General features: G+C 51.2%; 20 protein-coding genes. 5 read left to right on the top strand and 15 right to left on the bottom strand.

The annotated features are described in order from the left end of the window. Positions 1–205: 205 nt before the first annotated feature. The 12 genes from H8K43_RS01555 to mltG form a co-directional block, all read right to left on the bottom strand. Entirely contained in the window at positions 206–913 is a 708-nt protein-coding gene (locus tag H8K43_RS01555; RefSeq protein WP_186902220.1) for an ABC transporter ATP-binding protein, read from the bottom strand. After that, a complete protein-coding gene (locus H8K43_RS01550; protein WP_186902219.1) occupies positions 910–1,674 on the bottom strand; it encodes an ABC transporter ATP-binding protein in 765 nt (254 codons plus the stop codon). Before H8K43_RS01550 ends, H8K43_RS01555 begins: the two co-directional genes overlap by 4 nt. Next, entirely contained in the window at positions 1,671–2,957 is a 1,287-nt protein-coding gene (locus H8K43_RS01545) for a branched-chain amino acid ABC transporter permease (protein ID WP_186902218.1), read from the bottom strand. The genes H8K43_RS01550 and H8K43_RS01545 overlap by 4 nt, the downstream gene beginning before the upstream one ends. A gap of 3 nt (positions 2,958–2,960) precedes the next feature. Then, complete coding sequence (locus H8K43_RS01540) at positions 2,961–3,908, bottom strand: branched-chain amino acid ABC transporter permease (RefSeq protein WP_186902217.1); 948 nt, start codon at positions 3,906–3,908, stop codon at positions 2,961–2,963. Positions 3,909–4,026: 118 nt separating this feature from the next. Continuing rightward, a complete protein-coding gene (locus H8K43_RS01535) occupies positions 4,027–5,268 on the bottom strand; it encodes a branched-chain amino acid ABC transporter substrate-binding protein (protein ID WP_186902216.1) in 1,242 nt (413 codons plus the stop codon). A 173-nt stretch (positions 5,269–5,441) separates the two neighbouring features. Further along, positions 5,442–7,094: a 3-(methylthio)propionyl-CoA ligase gene (locus H8K43_RS01530; protein WP_186902215.1), complete on the bottom strand. Its 1,653-nt coding sequence runs from the start codon at positions 7,092–7,094 to the stop codon at positions 5,442–5,444. Between the two features lie 246 nt (positions 7,095–7,340). After that, complete coding sequence (locus H8K43_RS01525) at positions 7,341–8,273, bottom strand: 23S rRNA (adenine(2030)-N(6))-methyltransferase RlmJ (protein WP_186902214.1); 933 nt, start codon at positions 8,271–8,273, stop codon at positions 7,341–7,343. 111 nt (positions 8,274–8,384) lie between these two features. Then, entirely contained in the window at positions 8,385–8,888 is a 504-nt protein-coding gene (locus tag H8K43_RS01520; RefSeq protein ID WP_186902213.1) for a GNAT family N-acetyltransferase, read from the bottom strand. A gap of 16 nt (positions 8,889–8,904) precedes the next feature. Further along, positions 8,905–9,285, bottom strand: coding sequence for a PilZ domain-containing protein (locus H8K43_RS01515; RefSeq protein ID WP_186902212.1), 381 nt, complete (start codon positions 9,283–9,285; stop codon positions 8,905–8,907). Between the two features lie 17 nt (positions 9,286–9,302). Beyond that, entirely contained in the window at positions 9,303–10,334 is a 1,032-nt protein-coding gene (gene holB / locus H8K43_RS01510; protein ID WP_186902211.1) for a DNA polymerase III subunit delta', read from the bottom strand. Between the two features lie 4 nt (positions 10,335–10,338). Next, positions 10,339–10,971 carry a dTMP kinase gene (gene tmk / locus H8K43_RS01505; RefSeq protein WP_186902210.1) on the bottom strand — a complete coding sequence of 211 codons (633 nt, stop codon included), beginning with the start codon at positions 10,969–10,971 and terminating at the stop codon, positions 10,339–10,341. Positions 10,972–10,981: 10 nt separating this feature from the next. Further along, complete coding sequence (gene mltG, locus H8K43_RS01500) at positions 10,982–11,968, bottom strand: endolytic transglycosylase MltG (RefSeq protein ID WP_186902209.1); 987 nt, start codon at positions 11,966–11,968, stop codon at positions 10,982–10,984. 214 nt (positions 11,969–12,182) lie between these two features. On the opposite strand from mltG, the gene ygfZ reads away from it, so the two are divergent. The 3 genes from ygfZ to H8K43_RS01485 are packed head-to-tail and all read left to right on the top strand — an operon-like array spanning position 12,183 to position 14,300. Continuing rightward, complete coding sequence (ygfZ, locus tag H8K43_RS01495; RefSeq protein WP_186902208.1) at positions 12,183–13,220, top strand: CAF17-like 4Fe-4S cluster assembly/insertion protein YgfZ; 1,038 nt, start codon at positions 12,183–12,185, stop codon at positions 13,218–13,220. Between the two features lie 43 nt (positions 13,221–13,263). After that, complete coding sequence (locus tag H8K43_RS01490) at positions 13,264–13,563, top strand: DUF4936 family protein (protein ID WP_186902207.1); 300 nt, start codon at positions 13,264–13,266, stop codon at positions 13,561–13,563. Beyond that, entirely contained in the window at positions 13,554–14,300 is a 747-nt protein-coding gene (locus H8K43_RS01485) for an NRDE family protein (RefSeq protein WP_186902206.1), read from the top strand. Before H8K43_RS01490 ends, H8K43_RS01485 begins: the two co-directional genes overlap by 10 nt. 35 nt (positions 14,301–14,335) lie before the next feature. On the opposite strand, the gene H8K43_RS01480 is transcribed toward H8K43_RS01485, so the two are convergent. The 3 genes from H8K43_RS01480 to H8K43_RS01470 all read right to left on the bottom strand — a co-directional run bounded on the left by H8K43_RS01480 (position 14,336) and on the right by H8K43_RS01470 (position 18,260). Beyond that, the gene (locus H8K43_RS01480) at positions 14,336–15,616 is read right to left on the bottom strand and encodes an MFS transporter (RefSeq protein ID WP_186902205.1); all 1,281 of its coding nucleotides are present in this window, start codon (positions 15,614–15,616) and stop codon (positions 14,336–14,338) included. A gap of 82 nt (positions 15,617–15,698) precedes the next feature. After that, the gene (locus H8K43_RS01475; protein ID WP_186881422.1) at positions 15,699–17,009 is read right to left on the bottom strand and encodes a homoserine dehydrogenase; all 1,311 of its coding nucleotides are present in this window, start codon (positions 17,007–17,009) and stop codon (positions 15,699–15,701) included. A 21-nt stretch (positions 17,010–17,030) separates the two neighbouring features. Continuing rightward, complete coding sequence (locus H8K43_RS01470; RefSeq protein ID WP_162018545.1) at positions 17,031–18,260, bottom strand: pyridoxal phosphate-dependent aminotransferase; 1,230 nt, start codon at positions 18,258–18,260, stop codon at positions 17,031–17,033. 458 nt (positions 18,261–18,718) lie between these two features. On the opposite strand from H8K43_RS01470, the gene H8K43_RS01465 reads away from it, so the two are divergent. Together H8K43_RS01465 and H8K43_RS01460 are read left to right on the top strand one after the other, a co-directional pair. Beyond that, complete coding sequence (locus H8K43_RS01465) at positions 18,719–19,096, top strand: Mth938-like domain-containing protein (protein WP_186902204.1); 378 nt, start codon at positions 18,719–18,721, stop codon at positions 19,094–19,096. Continuing rightward, positions 19,093–20,799, top strand: coding sequence for a glycosyltransferase family 39 protein (locus H8K43_RS01460; RefSeq protein ID WP_186902203.1), 1,707 nt, complete (start codon positions 19,093–19,095; stop codon positions 20,797–20,799). Before H8K43_RS01465 ends, H8K43_RS01460 begins: the two co-directional genes overlap by 4 nt. Positions 20,800–20,803: the final 4 nt, after the last annotated feature.

Genomic DNA, 20,803 nt, shown 5'->3' with positions numbered 1-20,803 from the left:
TCAGCTTTGTTGGATAGATGGGATGTGTTAGCTCAGATCTACATGCCGGTCATTCTATGGTTATTGTTGGCAGCATATAAGCGTTATGCCAGCAATGTATTTTCCGGTCTGGGTCTGACTATACCTTAAAAATAGTACGATCGTATTATTTATTGTTTTTAATCGAAGAAAAATTTTCGGACGGTGAATACACAGAAATTGCATTTCACACTTCCAGCCATTCCTGACGTATGCGCTGGTCTTGCTTTAAGTCTGACGGGCTGCCTTCAAATACGATGCTGCCGTGTCCCATCACATACACACGTTGTGAAATGTCGAGTGCAATCGCCAGCTTTTGTTCCACCAACAGCACGGATATGCCTTTTTGACGCAATGTCATCAGATATTCGGCCACCAGATCGACAATTTTCGGCGCCAGTCCTTCTGTGGGTTCATCGATCATGATCAGGTCCGGGTCCCCCATCAGGGTGCGGCACAAGGTCAGCATTTGCTGTTCGCCGCCCGACATCACACCAGCCTGAGTATGCTGGCGCTCCTTCAGTCGCGGGAACATTTGATACATGTCATCGATCTGCCAGCGCGAGGAAGCAGTTTTGCCCGATTTTTCACCTAAGCGCAGATTCTGCTCTACCGTCAATGTAGGGAAAATATCGCGGTTTTCTGGTACATAGCCCAAACCCTTATGCGCAATCTCAAATGCCTTCAAGCCTAACAACTGCTGGCCTTTAAACAGTACCGAACCGCGCGCATCGACCAGGCCCATGGCTGCTTTAACGGTAGTGGAGCGCCCGACGCCATTGCGTCCGAGCAGACTGACAATCTCGCCCGCGTCAACATGCAGATTCACGCCGTGCAGCACATGACTTTTGCCGTAAAACGCATGCACATCGCGGAGTTCAAGTAAATGGCTCATACCTGTTCTCCTGTGTGGGCATGGCCGCCCAGGTAGGCTTCTTTCACCTGGGGATTGTTACGAATATTGTGAGGTGTATCGCAGGCGATCACCTGCCCATACACCACCACTGCGATCTGATCTGCCAGACCAAACACTACACTCATATCGTGCTCCACCATGAGCAGGGTTTTACCAACCGTGACACGACGGATCAGCTCGACCGCCGCATCCGACTCTGAGCGGCTCATACCAGCTGTCGGTTCATCGAGCAGGATAACCTGCGCGCCACCTGCGATTGTGATGCCGATTTCCAGTGCGCGTTGCTCCGCATAGGTCAGTGACCCGGCGATCACGTCGCGCCTGCGTTTCAGACCTATTTCTTCCAGCACTTGCTCCGCCTGGTCGCGGACCTTATTCAAGGCATTCAGACGGTGCCAGAACGAATAGCGGTAACCTAAGGACCATAAAACGGCACAGCGCAGATTTTCAAATACGCTGAGCCTGTGAAAGATATTGGTGATCTGAAAGCTGCGTGACAGACCGCGCCGGTTGATTTGATATGGCGCCAGGTTTGCGATGCTCTCGCCATTTAAGCGTATATCGCCACTACTGATACCAAAGCGCCCCGAAATCAGATTGAATAAAGTCGATTTCCCAGCGCCATTCGGGCCGATGATGGCAAACCTCTGGCCAGCCGGAACCTGCAGACTGGCACCCCGGATAATTTCGGCTTGCCCAAAGCTTTTTCTGACATCCTGTAATTCCAAAGCGAAGCTCATGCCTGCGATCTCCTGATTTTTTCTTCTATTTCGGTGTTAACGAGGCTCCAGACTTGCATATAGGGTTTGCTAAAGAAAAAGAAACCAGCCGCACCGCTTAGCAATACCAGCATGGCCAGTGTCCAGTCCTGCCAGCTTTGTACTGAGAGTGTGATCCCGAGTAAATGCAATACCGGTTCTGCAGCCTGCTCCAGCGAGCGTTGATACAGCATTTCTATCAGCATGACTAAGCCGCAAAAAGCCAATACACAACTCAGGCTGACTTTTAGTAAAGGCAAGGCAATACGACGCAGCATGCCATGCGCCATCACACGTAACTGCAACATGATCAGGCTGGCGATACCGCCGGGAGCAAACATCACGATCAAGATGAAAAACAAGCCAAGATACAATTGCCAGGCCTTGGTCAGATCGGACAACATCACCGTCAGGAAGACGCCTATCACAGCACCTATCATTGGCCCAAAGAAAAAACCAATACCACCGATGAAAGTGAACAGCAGCACCGCACCTGAGCGAACGGCACTCACATTTTCAGCAGTGACGATTTCAAAATTGATCGCTGATAAGCCACCCGATACGCCGGCAAAAAAAGCCGACACAATCAGCGTCAGATAGCGTACCCATTGCGTGTTATAGCCAACAAATTCGGCACGTTCCGGGTTGTCGCGCACGGCATTACAGATGCGGCCCAGCGGGGTATGGGTGAACGCAAACATGGCGACGGTAGAGATAAACAACCAGACCGCAATCAGGTAATACACCTGTATCTGGGGACCAAAATTGATGCCGAATAAGGCTTCGCCATACACCCGGTTAGACGAGATGCCGCCTTCGCCACCAAAGAATTTAGGAAACATCAGCGAACAGGCAAATACCAGTTCCACCATTCCCAGCGTGATCATGGAAAAAGTGGTGCCGGATTTTTTGGTCGTCACATATCCAAATAAAATGCCAAAAGCCATACCTGCCAGGCCACCTATCAAAGGTATCAGGGGCAGCGGCACTGGGATTTGGCCGGCACTGGCCAGATTCATGGCGTGAATCGCAAAGAAAGCACCGAGTCCGGAATACACCGCATGTCCGAAAGACAGCATGCCACCCTGCCCCAGCAGCATATTGAAAGACAGGCCGAAAATCATCAGGGTACCTATCTGTGACAGCAGCGAGAGCGCAGCGCCATGCGTGAACAGCTTAGGGGCGGCCAGTAACAGCAGCGCGAAACTGCTCCAGATCAGCCAGCGTGCCAGATTCAAAGGCTTATATCTTATTGTTGTCAACATCGTTTAGCCCTCTCTGTTACCCAGCAAGCCGCGTGGCCTGAAGATCAGTATTAACACCAGCAGCAAATACGGCATGACCGGAGCAGCCTGAGAGATGGTGACCTGGGCTAAGGCATAGCCGGGCAAATCCGGCGTCAACGGCATACCGGCTTTGAGCAGAACGCTGGCAAGCGAATAATCCATGGCGACCGCAAAGGTCTGCACGATGCCTATCAGCAGTGAGGCGACAAACGCACCTGCCAGCGAACCCATGCCACCGACCACGACCACCACAAAGATAATACTGCCCAGTGTGGCTGCCATGCCAGGCTCAGTCACGAAAGCATTTCCACCCACAACCCCCGCCAGCCCGGCCAGTGCACAGCCACCGCCAAATACCAGCATGAATACGCGTGGCACATTGTGGCCGAGCGCTTCAACAGCGTCAGGATGGGTCAGCGCCGCCTGTATCACCAGGCCGATGCGGGTTCTGGTCAGCAGCAGATAAATCGCTAGCAGCATCGCCAGCGCGACCAGCATCATAAAGCCACGGTAGACCGGAAAAGTGGTGGTGTAAATGGTGAACAAGGGACCTTCCAGCGAGGTCGGGATCACATAGGGCACATTGGATCTGCCCCAGATCAGTTGTACCAGCTCCACAATTACATAAGACAAACCGAAGGTGAACAGCAATTCGGGAATATGGCCATAGCGATGGACATGGCGCAGACCGTACTTCTCCACCAACGCGCCCAATACACCAACCAGCAAGGGTGCCAGAAAAAAAGCAGGCCAAAAGCCGAAACGACTACTCAGCATATAGGCGAAATATGCGCCCAGCATGTAGAAGCTGGCATGCGCAAAATTCAGCACCCCCATCATGCTGAAAATCAAAGTCAGACCCGAAGACAGCATGAACAGCAGCAGCCCGTAGCTGACGCCATTAAGCAGGCTAATCAAAATAAATTCCACAACACATCCTTTCCAACTACTGGTATGCGTACTTAACTCTTCGCGAATGGCAGATTTCAGACAAATACAGGCAAAAAAAGAGAGCCGGCACTGCAGTGCGGCTCTCTTTCAGATTTGCTTACGATGGCCGTTTCATCTGGCAGGAAGATGGCTGGGAGGCGACAAAAGCGTCGATTTTCTGATTAGTTTTCCAGCCCAGCCCGGTATTTTCCTGGTCGTATTTGACGTCTTTACCATTGGTTTTTACCCAGGTGGCGATATACAGGGGCTGCTGCAACTGATGGTCGGTTTTACGCATGGTGACTTCCCCGTTCAGACTGCGGAAGCTCAGTCCCTCCAGCGCGAAAGCAACCTTCACCGGATCGGTAGATTTGGCCTGTTTCATCGCGTTCGACAGCCCTAACAGCACGGAATAAGTCGCAATCGAATAATAGTCGTCTTTGTACTTCGCTTTGAATCCTTCCACGATATCTTTACCGGAGAAAGTCTCGTTATTCGGATTCCAATAGGCCACATATTTCACATGATCGATACCGGCCGCGCCCATCGCGGTCGGCACACCTGTGGTGGATGCGTAGTAGGTATAGAAGTTCGCTTTCAGATCTGCGTCTTTAGCAGCCTTAATCAGAAGTGCCAGATCCGCACCCCAGTTACCGGTAATGACGGTATCCGCACCGGCTGCCTTGATTTTCGCGATATATGGAGCAAAATCCTTGACCTGACCGATAGGATGCAAATCATCACCGACTATCTGGATATCGGGACGTTTGCGGGCCAGATACTCTTTGGCGGCGCGGGTGACTTGTTGGCCGAAGGAATAATTCTGACCGATGATGTAGATTTTTTTGATGTTCTTATCTGCCGCCATATAAGTGGTCAGGGCTTCCATCTTCATGTCGGAATTCGAATCAAAGCGGAAGTGCCAGAAGCTGCACTTGCTATTGGTCATATCCGGATCGACTGCGGCATGGTTAAGGTAAACAATTTCTTTACCGGGATTACGCTCATTGTGTTTGTTAATAGCATCCAGCAAGGCCATCCCAACGCCAGAGCCATTGCCCTGGGTGACATAGCGAAAGCCTTTATCTATCACGGTTTTCAGTACATTCAGCGATTCCTGAGGACTGCCTTTGTTGTCGAAGCCAACTACCTCCAGCTTATGTTCGCCCGCCCATTTTTCGGCGTTTGCCTTGTCGGCCACGTACTGGAAGGAGTTAAGAATGTTTTGTCCGACTGGCGCGAATGGACCAGAGAGAGGATCGATATAGGCGATTTTGATAGTTTCGGCCTGACTCAGGGAAGCGCTGGCGCAAAACAATGTGCCCAATGCGATGTGTACTGCAGGATTGCTATATTTCATATGCTCACTCTCCGGTATGATGGTCTGAAAGGACTACATGAAAACGGGTACAGCCTTGCATGAAACTATGTTGCTACTCTTTCTTAATTTGCGTCTTTATCGGTTTGCCAGCAGCAACTTACTCAGTCTGCACTGAACAGACTGAGGTCTGGCCTGATCCTGTTCACAGAAATTCAGATGGTCGGTAACTGATGTTCTTTAAATTGTTCACGCAGCTTATTTTTCAGGATTTTGCCAGTTGCCCCCAGCGGCAATGCTTCGATGAAAGCAATGTCATCCGGTATCCACCATTTGGCCACTTTACCCTCAAAAAAATGTAAAAGCTCTTCTTTTGTAACCTCAGTGCCCTGTTTTTTTACAACCAACAACAGTGGGCGCTCATCCCATTTCGGATGAAATACGCCTATGCAAGCCGCCTGCATGACTGCCGGATGGCCCATCGCGACGTTTTCCAGATCAATACTGCCTATCCATTCGCCGCCTGATTTGATCACATCTTTGCTGCGATCAGTGATTTGCATAAAACCATCAGCGTCTATAGTTGCAACATCCCCCGTCGCAAACCAGCCGTCTTGCAGCACATTACCGCCCTCTGCTTTGTAGTAGGAGCGAATTATCCATGGTCCTCTGACCATCAAATTGCCGTACGTCTTGCCATCCCATGCCAGTTCCTCACCTGCATCATCAACGATCTTCATCTCTACGCCGTACAGTACATGGCCTTGTTTTGTGAGAACCGCTTCTTTTTCACTTTCAGGCAATCCCGCATGCTTGGCAAGTAAGGTGCAGGATGTACCCAAAGGCGACATTTCAGTCATGCCCCATGCGTGCACCACTTCGACACCGTAGGTGTGCCGCAGTGTATGCATCATCGCAGGTGGACAGGCAGAACCGCCTATCACTGTGCGTTTAAAGCTGGAGAAACGCAGGCCATGCTGGCTAACATGGTTTAACAACCCCAACCAGACGGTAGGTACACCAGCTGAGAAAGTGACCTGCTCCTGCTCAAACAGTTCGTATAAAGATTTGCCATCCAGAAATGGTCCCGGAAACACCAGTTTCGCGCCGGTCAGTGGTGCCGAATAAGGTAAGCCCCAGGCATTGACATGAAACATAGGAACGACGGGCAATACCGTATCGCGTGCCGATACGTTCAAGCCATCCGGCATGGCGGATGCATAGGAATGCAAGATGGTGGAACGGTGTGAATACAGGGCGCCTTTCGGATGCCCGGTTGTGCCAGAGGTGTAACACAGGCTGGACGCAGAGTTTTCATCAAACAAAGGCCAGTGATAGTCGCTGCTTTGTGCCGCCAGTAGCTCTTCGTAGCACAGCAAGTTGCTGAGTTTGCTGTCTGCAGGCATATGGGATCTGTCGCACATCATGACAAAGCCCTTCACCCTTGGGCAGTGGGCGGCAATCCCTTCCACGATGGGCAGAAAAGTGATGTCGAAAAACAGGTACTGGTCTTCCGCATGGTTGATCATGTAGACGATTTGTTCCGGATGAAGACGCGGATTAATCGTATGCAATACAGCGCCTGAGCCCGACACCGCATAATAGGCCTCCAGGTGGCGGTAGCCATTCCAGGCGATAGTCGCCACGCGATCTCCTAGCTTTACCCCAAGCTGGGTCAGTGCATTGGCCAGTTGCTTACTGCGTTGATGACATTGGCTATAGTTATAGCGATGAATATCTCCCTCTACCCGGCGGGAGACGATTTCACTCGTACCAAAATAACGGTCAGCATGCTCAATAATGCTGGAAATCAGCATCGGTTTTTCCATCATTTGACCCATTAAAGGACTCTTAGGGTAGGCTGACATCTGTTCTCCTCGTATGAATTCTGGTTGGTTAGTGTTTTGTTGGTTTTAGAGCGAAAAGACTAAATTAAATTCATGGCAGATTTTTGTACGACCGTGCGGAAAGGTCAATCTTTATTCATTTTGCAATGCAGCAACTGTTTCTTTCGAAATTTAATGCTTTATCTACGTGCTATTTTTGTACCTTATTTGACCGACAAAATGCAAAAAAAAACCGCAGCTTACGCTACGGTTTTGTATGTGCTGGAATCAGGCTACGGCTCCGGGCTTCTTAAAGCGTGGATTTTGCCCCGTTAAAGGCGTACCGGTTTGGATTTCAAACTTAGCTTGTTTGTCTTTCCCCAATACGGCAACCAGGTAAGGCATGACTTCTTTTAATGTTGCCACCAGCGTCCAGGGCGGATTCAGGATGAACATACCGCTGCTATGCAGGCCAAAGCCGTCTGGTGCCGGACCGCTGATCGATAAACTCACATTCAGCCATTCCTTGCACTCAACCCGTTTCAGCTTTTCTGGCAGTTCACGCGATTCCATACGCTGCAAGATGGGGTACCAGACTGCATAAGTACCACTAGGGAAGCGTTTGACCGCTTCATCCAGCGCTGATTTAACGCGACGATAATCATCTTTGACTTCGTAAGGTGGATCGATCAGTACCAATGCGCGACGTGATGGCGGTGGCAAAAGGGATTTCAGACTGTCGAAACCGTCCGTATCGGAGATGATAATCCGCTTGCCACGTACGGTAGGACGCTTGCCCTGCTCTGCCTGGTGCGCGTCCAGCTTGCGGAAATTCTCGCTGAGCACTTTGATTTCGCTGGGATGCAATTCAAACAGACGCAGCCTGTCTTGCTCGCGCAGTATTTTCTCCGCACAAAATGGCGAACCCGGGTAATAACGCAGCTTGCCGCTCGGGTTCATTTCCTTGATCAGATTCATGTACTCTGCCAAGGCTGGCGGTAAATCAGTTTTACCCCACAGCGGGCCGATGCCAGTCTCGAATTCAGCATTTTTGGTGGCATAGCCGCTGTCTAAGGCATACAGGCCGGCACCGGCATGGGTGTCAACATACGTGTAGGCGGTATCTTTTTGATTCAGGTATTGAATTAACTGAACCAGAACAAAATGCTTTAACACGTCGGCATGATTGCCAGCATGAAAGCCGTGGCGATAGCTGAACATGATTGGTATTCCTATAAAAAATGAAAGGCAAGCTGCAAAGCAGATTGCCGTAGTTCGCTTAAGTTTGCTGAATCCGGATAGCGTCAGCGATGTAGCCTGTCGAGGACCTGATCAGGCGATGCGCTTACCCAGTATCAGTAAGTCCCGTTCTATGCCATCCAAATTGGCAACGCGCGGCATATTGGCCCAGGTGTCGAAACCGAAGCGTTTAAATAATTCCAGACTAGGCTGATTATGTCCAAAAATAAAGCCTAATAAGGTATGAACCTGAATAGTTGGGGCGTGCGCTATAGCCAGTTGCAGGAATTTTTTTCCCAAACCGCGGCCGCGCGCGTCTTCATGCAGATAAATAGACAGCTCCGCTGTTCCGGAGTAAGCCGGACGTCCATAAAAATTGGAAAACGAAAGCCAGCCTGTGATTTTACCATCTTCCTCACTTACCCATAAGGGTCTGCGGTCCGGCGTATGCTCAGCAAACCAGCTTTCACGGGAGGCAACTGTAATTTCTTCCGTGTCTGCTGTTACCTGGCGGGACGCAATAGTGGAATTATAGATAGCAACTATCGCAGGTAAATCGCTATGCTGGGCCAGACGATAATGGAAACAGGAACTCATCAAACTACTTTCGTGATCAGATAGTGTGGGTGGCACGACTGGAGCGTATCGCTGCGCCTAAAGCCTCTTCTATGCGCAAACGGATACGGGTACCGGTTTCATCCGGCGGGAAATGCACACCTATGCCTTGCGATTTATTGTTACCGGCTCCGGCTGGTGTGATCCAGGCGACTTTGCCTGCTATCGGATATTTTGCCGGGTCATCCAGCAAGGTCAGAATCAAATAGATTTCTTCACCAATACGGTAATTTTTATTGGTCGGCACAAAGATGCCGCCATTTTTGAGGAATGGCATGTAAGCTGCGAACAGCGCCGCCTTTTCCTTAATAGCGAGCGATAAAACAGAGGGACGGTTAGGTGCGCTGACGGCGGCACTATCATTCGACATATCTGACATAGCTGAATATCCTGATGTTAAGCGAAGGCTGCTGCGTATTCCAGCAACATATCTTCGAGAAATAATTTGGGCGACAAAGGATGGGTGGCAATCGCTTGTCTTTCATTGTTAGCCTTGATCATTTGCATCAGACGATCAATATTGACGCGCAATGCGAGGCCAGCAATTTCTTTTTCATATCGCGGATAATACCGGATTCTGGCGCTCTGTTTGTAAGAAAACAGGTCATATAACCAACGTTGCATCCATGCGATCGTGGTTGGTATATCCATTTTCTGCATTTTGTCGGCCAGTTTTAAGGCCATATCGCTACCCGGTTGCGCAATGTGATTTAAAAAATCCTGCATTGCGTCCCGGGTTTCGGACTGCGCCATCTCCATGGCCGCCAGCGGCGCACCGCCTTGTTGCGCAAGCCAGACATCAGCGTCGGCGACGCCTTGTTGTTTGAGCCAGTCCAGCGCCAGAGTGTGCTCAGGCAAACTCATGGGAAATTTATGGCAGCGCGACAGGATAGTCGGCAACAGCTTATCGATGCTGTGGCAAACCAAAATAAAGACGGTGTCTTTGGCTGGTTCCTCCAGGGATTTCAGTAAGGCATTAGCTGCTGGAATATTCAGCGCTTCCGCCGGGTAAAGCACAATCACACGCCGTCCTTGCCTGTGGGTGGAAATATTCATGAAATCCGACAAGGCGCGGATTTGATGGATTACGATTTCTTTGGATGGCGTTTTACTGGCTTTCGCTGACTTGGTACTGCTGTCAGCTTCCACATCTTGCGCAGCAGCCTCTTCTTCATCCAGCAATTCCGGACGCACACGGCGGTAATCAGGATGACTGTATTGGCTAAACCAGCCGCAGGAAGCACATTGCTGGCAGGCGTGGCCGGCACTATCCGGCGTTTCGCATAACAGGGATTGCGCCATCTGCTCGGCAAAGCGGGTTTTGCCTATGCCTTGCGGACCATAGAGCAGGAAGGCATGTGGCAAACGCTCACGCAAGCCCTGAAAATACTGCCAGGAGCCGGATTGCCAGCTGTATAAAGGATTCATAGACTTACTCTGCCTGCTGCAGTAACAGATCGAGGATAACAGCTAACTCTTGCTGAATCTCAGGAATACTGCGGGTGGAATCAATAATCCGGAAACGCTGCGGGAATTGCGCGGCGCGGCGCAGGTATTCATTTCTGGTATCCGCAAAAAACTGAGCCTTTTCCTGTTCGAATTTATCCAGCTCACGTGTCGCATCCAGTCTGGCACGCGCCACTTCCAAGGGCACATCAAACAAAAAAGTAATGTCAGGCTGCAGATCAGGATGCACCCATTGTTCCAGTTGATTCAGTTTATCCAGCGACAGATGACGCCCCCCGCCCTGATAGGCAAAACTGGCATCGGTAAAGCGATCTGAAATTACCCAGTCACCGCGCTCCAGTGCAGGTTGTATGACTTGAGCGATGTGTTCACGCCTGACCGCAAACATCAGCAAGGCTTCGGTTTCCAGATGCATGCTTTGTTTGAGCAGTATGTCACGCAATTGCTCGCCCAGCGGCGTGCCGCCAGGTTCGCGGCTGCAAATCACCTGATGATCATATGCTTGCAAGCGCTGCTGCAGGTAGTCCGCCACATAGCGGATATGGGTCGATTTTCCGGCGCCATCGATACCTTCAAAGCTGATAAATTTTCCACGCATACTTAATTCCTTAACGTTGATACTGATTCACGGCGCGGTTATGTTCGCTCAGATTGGTCGAGAAATGGCTGGTTCCATCGCCGCGCGCCACGAAATACAGCGCATCGCTGCTGGCCGGGTTTAAAGCTGCCGTAATGGATGCCAGCCCCGGCAAAGCGATAGGACTGGGTGGCAAGCCTGGCCGTGTGTAAGTGTTATAGGGAGTGTCAGTCAACAAATCTTTTTTGTAAATCTTACCCTGATACTTAGCGCCCATGCCGTAGATCACGGTCGGATCTGTCTGTAACAGCATGCCGGTTTTAAGGCGATTGACAAACACAGCAGCGATTAAGGGCCGCTCGGCTTGTTGCCCGGTTTCTTTTTCTATGATGGAAGCCATAATCAATGCTTCCTGCTTGTTTTTATAAGGCAGTCCATTGGCGCGCGCCTGCCAGGCCTCATCCAGTTTTTTCATTTGCAATGCATAGGCTTGCTGATACACCTGTAAGTCGCTGCTACCTTTGGCAAACAGATAGGTATCCGGATAAAACATGCCTTCGGCATAGCTGAGTTCAGGATTGATTTTGCGAATCAGTTCGGCTTCGCTTAACTGGCTGGTATCGTGACGCAGGCCGGGATGTGCATCAATCAGCTTGCGCATCTGAGCAAAAGTCCAGCCTTCAATGATCGCCACGCTCGCTTGTGAAAAATCACCGCGTACCAGCTTGTCCAACAGTGCCAATGGTGTGCTGCCTGATTCAATTTCATAAGAGCCAGCCTTGAGCCGGTTAGCTTTGCCTGACCAACGTGCCAATGCCTCGAATAACAATGCTGGCGCTGGCACACCTGCGGCCTCGATCTGACGTGCAGCAGCACGCACACTGCTACCGGGTTGTATCGTGAATTCTTTTTTTGCGCTATCCATGTCCATAGCCAGCTGAGACCAGTAATAGAAGCCGCCGGCTGCGCTGGCAGCGATTAAAAAACACAGCACGATCAGGTTTTTGATCAGTCTCATCAGTCTTATCAGTCTCAAACAGGGGGTGGCAGAACGGGATTTTGTAAGGCGCGTAGTTTACCGCATGTCGCTTGCGAAGTTGAGCTTATCGAGCGCGGATCGCTGTAAATTTTATTGCTTCACTGCGGGCGCAGAACCCGCAGTCATACACGAATTGAGCAATTATGATATATATCGCCCTATATCGAATTGTTTTATAAGGTTACGCTTCACTATGTCGCAAGAATTCGCTGCCCGCCACCAATTAACATTTTCAGAAAACCGTCTTCATGGCTATCCACCGGCCTGGAATCAGCCCGCATTTCAGCAAGGATTTGTGAGCCTGCTGGCTGATCAGGGATTGACACTGATCAGCGGCGACGATGCTGCCAGCTTTCTGCACGGGCAGATCAGCAATGATGTCGAGCGCTTGCCGCAAAACGCCGTGCGCCGCGCCGCCTATTGCACAGCCAAGGGCCGTATGCTGGCCAGTGTTTTGTATTGGAAAACCGAACAAGGCATCATGCTGCAAATGGCGCGTGACTTACAGGCCAGTACCCAAAAGCGTTTGCAAATGTTTGTACTGCGTGCAAAAGCCAAGCTGGCTGACTGTAACGAGCAGTATGTCAGCATCGCCCTTGGCGGAGCTCAGGCACACGCAGCGGTACAAAGCTGGTTTCCGGAGTTGCCAGCAGATGGTGAACAGCGCAGCAATGCGGCTGGCACTCTGATACGACAGGACGGCGTGCAAGGTTTGCTGCGCCTGATCTGGATATGCCCGGTCGCGCTGGCGGATCAGGCCTGGACTGAGTTATCAGCGCAATTGGCGGTCTGTAATTCGAGTGACTGGTATCTGAGTAATATCCTGGCTGGCATCCCGCATATACAGGCGGCGACACAAGAAAAATTTGTCCCGCAAATGATTAATTTCGAATTAGTCGGCGGTGTGAATTTCAGAAAAGGCTGCTATCCGGGCCAGGAAATCGTGGCGCGCAGCCAGTATCTGGGCAAATTAAAACGTCGTATGGCATTGGGACAGGTAGCGACGCCGGATCTGGCGGCTGGCATGGATGTGTATCACGCAGACCACCCTGAGCAAGCCTGCGGCACCATCGTGAACGCGGAAAATGCGGGCGCTGATAGCAGTCTGATTTTATTCGAGTCCACGCTGGCTGATCAGGAAGCAGGCATACTGCATGCAGGCAGCCCAGATGGCCCAGTCATCAGTCTGATGCCTCTGCCCTACGCGATTGTGGATGTTACGCGCGATTGAGCTTAATGATGCGCTGAACTTCAGGGCAAAGCGAGAGATCAGTATGGATTGCTATATTTACTTTAAGATGCCGGACGCAAAGGCCGTTGCAGTCATTGCGGAAGTCGCGCTGCTGCAGCAGCGTCTGCGCGCACTGTCTCCTGAACTGCAGCAAACAGGAATGGCATTGCAGCGCCGCCCCGATTTAAAGCAGGGACTGATCACCTGGATGGAAATTTACCGTGAGGTGCCGGACAACTTTGAAGCGCAATTGCGCTCCGCATTGCAACATGTGGATTTTCCTGAGTTGCAGTATGCTGAGCGTCACGCTGAATATTTTGTGGATGTAGTGGTATGTGCCTGATTGTTTTTGCCTGGAAGTTACTCCCCGATACACCGCTGGTTGTTGCGGCCAACCGCGATGAGTATTACGCCCGCGCCGCCAGTGAGGCGCATCACTGGCAAGATAAACCGGGTATTTTCGCTGGTCGCGATTTACAGTCTCATGGCACTTGGCTGGGCATACGCAGCCTGAGTCAGGATGCGCTGCAGGCGACTAAGTTTGCCGCCGTAACCAATGTGCGTGCGCCTTCTGAATCGAAAGAATCGGCACGCAGCCGCGGAGAACTGGTCAGCCGCTTCCTCGAAAATGACATCTCTGCGGCTGAATACGTGCGTCAGATTGCGGCCTTTGATGATGAATACAATGGCTACAATCTATTGGTCAATGATGGTCAGGACATGATCTGGTATTCCAATCGTCACCGCGACAATGCCAAGAATGGCATTGCTTTAGCACCGGGCATTTATGGCGTGTCGAATGCTGCACTCGATACTTGCTGGCATAAAGTAGTCCGCACTAAGGCAGAATTCGCGAGCCTGATTTGTCAGCTGGCACCGCAAGACGCATTTTTTGAAATGCTGTCAAATACCACGCAGGCTCCGGATTGCCGTTTACCCGATACTGGCATTTCTTTCGAACGCGAGCGCCTGTTGTCCTCCCCCTGCATCGTGTCGCAAGACTATGGCACCCGGGTTTCAACCCTGCTCAGAATTCACCACGATGGCAGCACAGAATTTATGGAAAAAACTTTGCGCTGAGTGCGAATCTCTCGCGCTGGATTAAAGTGTTTGCCTTAAACCTTATCCAGCTTTGCGCGCATCAGTACGGCCAGTGCGGCTGCTTTCAGGATGCTCGGCACGACCGCATACATAATCGTCAAAGCACTCAAACCTTGTACGCTGCCTGAGACTGTATTCGGTGTATAACCCGACCATTCCAGCGCGGGCAAAACCAAGCCTGCCGCCAGTGCCAGATTCATTTTGTTTGCCCAGTTCCAGACACCGAAATAGCTGCCCTCGTATTGATCATGATGTCCGGCTGCCTGTATCACACCCGCAAGCAAGGCTGGTGGCAATGCCAGATCTGCGCCAAGTGCGAAACCGGACAGCACACAAATCACTGCAAATGCAGTCAGATCGCCCGCAGACAATAGCGTAGCCCAGACAAAGCTGCTGATCGCAAGCAGCATGGCCAGCGCCCAGGCGCGGCTCTCATGGATACGCGCGGCCAGCCAGCTCCAGACGGGCATAGAAATAGCAGCACTTAAGAAATAGGCCAGCAATAACAGCCCTGCGCTTTGTTCCAGCCTTAATTTATCTTTCACGAAAAACAGAAATAAGGTGGCCGGAATTGCTGCGGCTATCCCATTGAGTACAAAGACCAAAAACAGTTTGCGGAAGTCGCGCCCGGCAAATAGCTGGCGCAAAGACAGCGCATTGTTCCTGGCTGCAGCGGGTGTTGATGACTGACGGCGATCCGGGGTCCAGCGCAACAGACTGCTGAGCGCGATCGCGCTGCTGATCAGCAGCAGCCAGGACAGATGCTGAACCGGTGCAAACTGTACGAATAAGGCGGCCGAAATGACCCCCAGCAAACCAACAAACTCTCTGCTTGCGGTGAGTCTGGTACGCCATGCCGGATCAGCACTCAGCGTTGCGCCCCAGCTTTGATAAGCGATGCTGGCCAGACTAAATCCAGCGTACACCAGCAAGAGTGAGCCACATAGCCAGCTCAGTAAAGCCGTGCCAGACCAGGTTGGTGGATGGAATAAGGCATGAAAACCTGTGAGCAAAGCTGGCACTGCAAGCAGTAAAAAGCGGCGGAATCCAACTTGTGGTGAATAGCGATCGATATACTGTCCGGCCAGCGTATCAAAAAAAGCATCCAGCATACGTGATACCAGCAAGATACTGCCTATCAGCGACAGACTCAGGCCAAACTGTTCTGAGTAAAACTGCGGCAGATAGACATACACTGGCAAGGCCAGGATGGCGAGCGGATACGCAAACAAGGCATAGGCCAGAATTTGCCAGCGGCTCAGCACAGCTACATCACAGTTGGGTAATTGGCTCATGAGTGGAAGAAATAAAAAAACGCGTCCATGATGCCATGGGCGCGTTTTTTTGTCAGAAGCTGCCACGGAGCGGCAGCTGGACTCAGCTCAACTCTTCCAGGCGTAACTTAGTGACTGCACCGAACACAGTTTGCAACTGCTCGATTTTCTCTATCGCAGCGACGATATTTTTTTCTTTCGTCTGATGCGTGAGGATGATGATGTCAGTACGGGTTTCACCATCGCCTGGCTCCTTCTGTAGCATCGCATCAATAGAGATCGTCAAATCAGCCAATATGCGCGTTACATCAGCCAATACACCAGGACGATCTTCCACATGCATACGCAGGTAGTAGCTGGTCACGATTTCTGACATAGGCAGAATAGGCAGATTGCTCAGCGCGTCGGGCTGGAAAGCCAGATGCGGCACACGGTGTTCCGGATCAGCCGTCGCCAGACGCGTAATGTCGACCAGATCAGCAATCACGGCTGATGCGGTTGGCTCAGAGCCTGCGCCTTTACCGTAATACAGTGTCGCGCCGACCGCATCACCTTGTACCAGTACCGCATTCATCGCGCCTTCTACATTGGCGATCAGGCGTTTTTCCGGGATCAGGGTAGGATGAACGCGCAATTCTATGCCATCCGGTGTGCGTTTGGTAATACCCAGCAGCTTGATGCGATAGCCTAATTCTTCAGCATAGCGGATATCGCTGGCTTCCAGTTTGGTGATGCCTTCCACATAGGCCTTATCGAACTGCATCGGTATGCCATACGCAATCGAAGCCATGATGGTGGCTTTATGCGCTGCATCTACACCTTCAATATCGAAAGTCGGATCTGCTTCGGCATATCCTAAAGCCTGGGCCTGCTTGAGCACAGTCGCGAAATCCAGCCCTTTATCACGCATCTCAGACAAAATGAAATTGGTAGTGCCATTGATGATGCCAGCTATCCATTCGATGCGGTTGGCGGTCAGGCCTTCACGCAGTGCCTTAATGATAGGGATGCCCCCAGCGACAGCTGCTTCAAAGGCCACCATCACACCTTTTTCTTGCGCGGCTTTAAAAATCTCATTGCCGTGGGTAGCCAGCAAGGCTTTATTGGCGGTCACCACATGCTTGCCATTTGCGATGGCCTTTAACACCAGATCCTTGGCAATGCCATAGCCACCTATCAGCTCGATCACGATATCGATATCAGGATGCGTGACCACCAGATTGCCGTCATTCACCACTTCACAACTGTCGCCAGCCAGCTCACGTGCCCGCTCAGTGTTGAGGTCTGCAATCATGGTAATTTCAATCGAACGGCCAGCGCGACGCATAATTTCCTGCTGATTGCGCTTTAAGACATTGAATGTGCCGGAACCAACGGTTCCTATACCTAACAGACCAACTTTGATGGGTTTCATATGAGCTCTGACTAAAAAAAATTAATAAGTACCGTGACGTTTTCGGTAAGATTCGAGGAAAAGAGAAATTCTGCCGAACGCCTCAGTTAAATCATCCGTATTTGGCAGGAACACAACCCGGAAATGATCCGGTTTGATCCAGTTAAAACCTGTGCCCTGCACTAACAACACGCGCTGCTCAGTCAGCAATTCGTGTATGAATTCCTGGTCATCCTTGATCGGGTAAATCTCGGGGTCCAGTTTCGGAAACATATACAAAGCTGCTTTCGGTTTTACACAGCTTACGCCGGGTATTTCCGTCAGCAGTTTATGGGCTAGATCGCGCTGCTTGAGCAAACGACCTCCGGGGCCCACCAGGTCATCGATACTCTGGTAGCCACCTAATGCTGTCTGAATCGCAAACTGACCGGGCGCATTAGCGCACAGCCGCATGGAAGCCAGCATATTCAAACCTTCGATGTAATCCTTGGCGTGACGCTTTTCACCGGACACCACCATCCAGCCAGCACGATAACCGCAGGAGCGGTAGTTCTTAGACAGGCCGTTCAGGGTCAGGAATAAGACATCGTCCGCCAGCGAGGCGATCGAGGTATGTACTTCGCCGTCATACAAGGTCTTATCGTAAATCTCGTCAGCAAACACGATCAGCTGATGTTCACGTGCGACGTCGACGATTTGCTGCAGCACCTCGACCGGATACAGCGCACCGGTAGGATTATTGGGGTTGATGACGACGATAGCCTTGGTATTCGGTGTGATTTTTTTCTTGATGTCGTCGATGTCCGGCATCCAGTCTGCACTTTCATCACACACATAGTGCACAGGCTTACCGCCAGACAGGCTGACGGCTGCAGTCCACAATGGATAATCAGGCGCAGGCACCAGCACTTCATCGCCGCTATTGAGTAAGGCATTCATGCCCATCACGATCAGCTCAGACGCGCCATTGCCGATATACACATCTTCTATCGTCACGCCATGGATATGCTTTTGCTGGGTGTAATGCATGATTGCTTTACGCGGCGCAAACATGCCCTTGGAATCCGTGTAGCCCGCAGCGCCGTGCATATTCCGTATCATGTCCTGCACGATTTCATCTGGCGGATCAAAGTTAAAGACCGCCAGATTGCCGATGTTGAGCTTAATGATCTTATGCCCTTCATCTTCCATTTGTTTGGCTTTTTCCAGAACTGGTCCGCGTATGTCGTAACAGACATCGGCTAATTTTTGTGATTTTTGAATAGGACGCACTCAGAATTCCTTTTAACTTTCAGTTGACTATCTCCACCAGAGACGCAACACGAGATTCAATACGAGTATTGCGTGCAAGCTTAGCTGCCGCCACCAAGATGACACCACGACGCAAACACTGTCTGTGGCCGCAAGGATCAAGCGAATTTGCTGCACTGCCGAACGATGCATTTTGCCCAAGGTAAGCACTTAAATCAATTCGTTTTCTGCATTTAGATAAACTTAAATTGCATTTTCACCGAATTTAATTCCAAATCCATATAAGCTTATGTCGTTTTTACCTAGGAAATCGTTTGCTTTTTCTGTTAACGCCCGCCATGCCTGTTTGCAATAAGTCCGTGCATCAGGAAAGCGGAAACGATTCGCATGATGAATGCCGCTTTCGTTGGGCTGAAAAAAAGTTACAATGCCGCACTTTCCGGAACAACCGGTCAACTAAGCTGGAATACCGCAACACTATGAAGCTGCACACAACGCCTACACAACAGTACCAGACCATTACCGGGTACGAAACGGACAGTGTTGAAATTAACGCTATCGTCTACCAACACAGCCTGATCGTGCTGCCGGAAATTAAACCCGTCAGTTGGCCGGTCAATCGCTTTGCAGAGTTAACTGAGGCCAGTTTTGAACAGGTGTTGGCACACCAGCCAGATGTGGTCATCCTCGGTACCGGTGCAAAACAGCAGTTTGTCCATCCGCGTCTTATACAGGCGCTTACCGCTAAACGTATAGGCGTAGAGAGCATGGATAGTCAGGCAGCCTGCCGCACCTATAATATTCTGATGGCAGAAGGCCGCAAAGTGGCACTGGCGCTGATTATGGAGCAGGCATGAGTCACACAACGCTTAAGTCACGGCACAAATCACCATTGGAATCAACGCGTACGCTATGGGCCTTAGCCATCAGTTTTTTGATCATCTGGTTCTATATGCTGGGTGCCCGTACCTTAGTGCCTACTGATGAAGGTCGCTATGCCGAAATGGGACGGGAGATGCTGGCCAGCGGAGACTGGATCACGCTGCGCCTGAATGGCATTAAATATTTCGAAAAACCACCGCTGCAAAACTGGATGAATGCAATCAGCTTTGCGTTGTTTGGCCTGGGTGACTGGCAGGCGCGCCTGTGGACCGGATTGTGCGGTTTGATCGGTGTGGCTGCAGTCTGGCTGACCGGCAAGCGCGTATATTCTGCCCGGGTTGGTGTGATTGCCGCTCTGGTGCTGGGCTCCAGCTTTTACTGGGCCGGCATGGGGCATGTGAATTCGCTGGACATGGGCTTGTCGGGCATGATGACACTGACCATGTGCGGTCTGCTGCTGGGGCAACGTGACGGCGTCAGCGCGACTGAACAAAGAAATGCGATGCTGATTTGCTGGGCCGGTATGGCGCTGGCAACCATGTCTAAAGGCCTGATAGGTTTTGTGTTGCCGGGCACGGTATTGATCCTATACACCTTGATTACCCGTGACTGGCGTTTGTGGACACGGCTGCATTTTGGCAAAGGACTGCTGCTGTTTTTCGCCATCACTGCGCCCTGGTTCATATTGATTGCGCTGAAAAATCCTGAGCATCCGCACTTTTTCTTCATCCACGAGCACTTTGACCGTTTCACCAGCGGCGTGCATAAGCGCGGCGGCGCCTGGCATTACTTTTTCCCTTTGCTGGCACTGGGCATCATTCCTTGGCTGGGCGCACTGATACAAGGCTTGCTGAGCGGGATGAAAAAAACGCCAACACGCTTTCAACCTTCGCTGATGCTATTGATCTGGGCAGTGTTCTTCTTTTTCTTTTTCAGTATTTCCGGTTCCAAATTACCAGGCTATATCCTGCCTATCTTCCCTGCTCTCGCCCTGCTGATAGCAGTGCAGCTTGAGCAAAGTGGCAGCCGCAGCCTGCAAGTGGCTGCCATCTTAATGGTGTTGTTAGGACTGGGCGGATTGCTGGGCGTAGGCAAAGCAATCGACATCAGTAAAAATAAACCGGCGCTGGAACAGGCTTTAAGTGCTGCTTATGCCAACTGGCTGTATGTCGTCGCTGCACTGGCCTTGCTGGGCGGTGCTGTGAGCTGGCTGCTGGCGCGTAAGCCTGGCAACGGCAAAGACTGGGCCATTATCGTGCTGGCGACGTCCGGCTATCTGCTCGGCCAGATCGCTTTCCTGGGTCACGAGCCTTGGGGACGGTATATCGCAGGCAGCGCGCACATCCCGGCGATACAAAAAGAATTAGTCAGCGCCACAACGCCGATTTATGCGGTCGGTCGCTATGAACAAGCCTTACCCTTCTATTTGCAACGCACAGTGATTTTGGTTGAATTCCCGGACGAGATGCAATTCGGCTTACAACAGCAGCCTGAATTGTGGATACCAAAGCGCGAAGATTTTGTCGCAAAATGGCAGGCCCATCAGCAAGCGGGCGAACCTGCGGTCGCCATCATGCGTGATGATGTGTATGACGACCTGAACAAAGCTGGTGTCGCTATGCGCGTCATCGCTCAGGATCCTAAACGTATTATCGTGGCAGTTCCGCTTGCGAAATAAGACT

Source organism: Cognatundibacterium curvum, from assembly GCF_014284235.1.
GTDB classification, from domain to species: Bacteria; Pseudomonadota; Gammaproteobacteria; order Burkholderiales; family Burkholderiaceae_D; genus Undibacterium; species Undibacterium curvum.
This window is presented reverse-complemented; position numbering and strand designations above follow the sequence as displayed.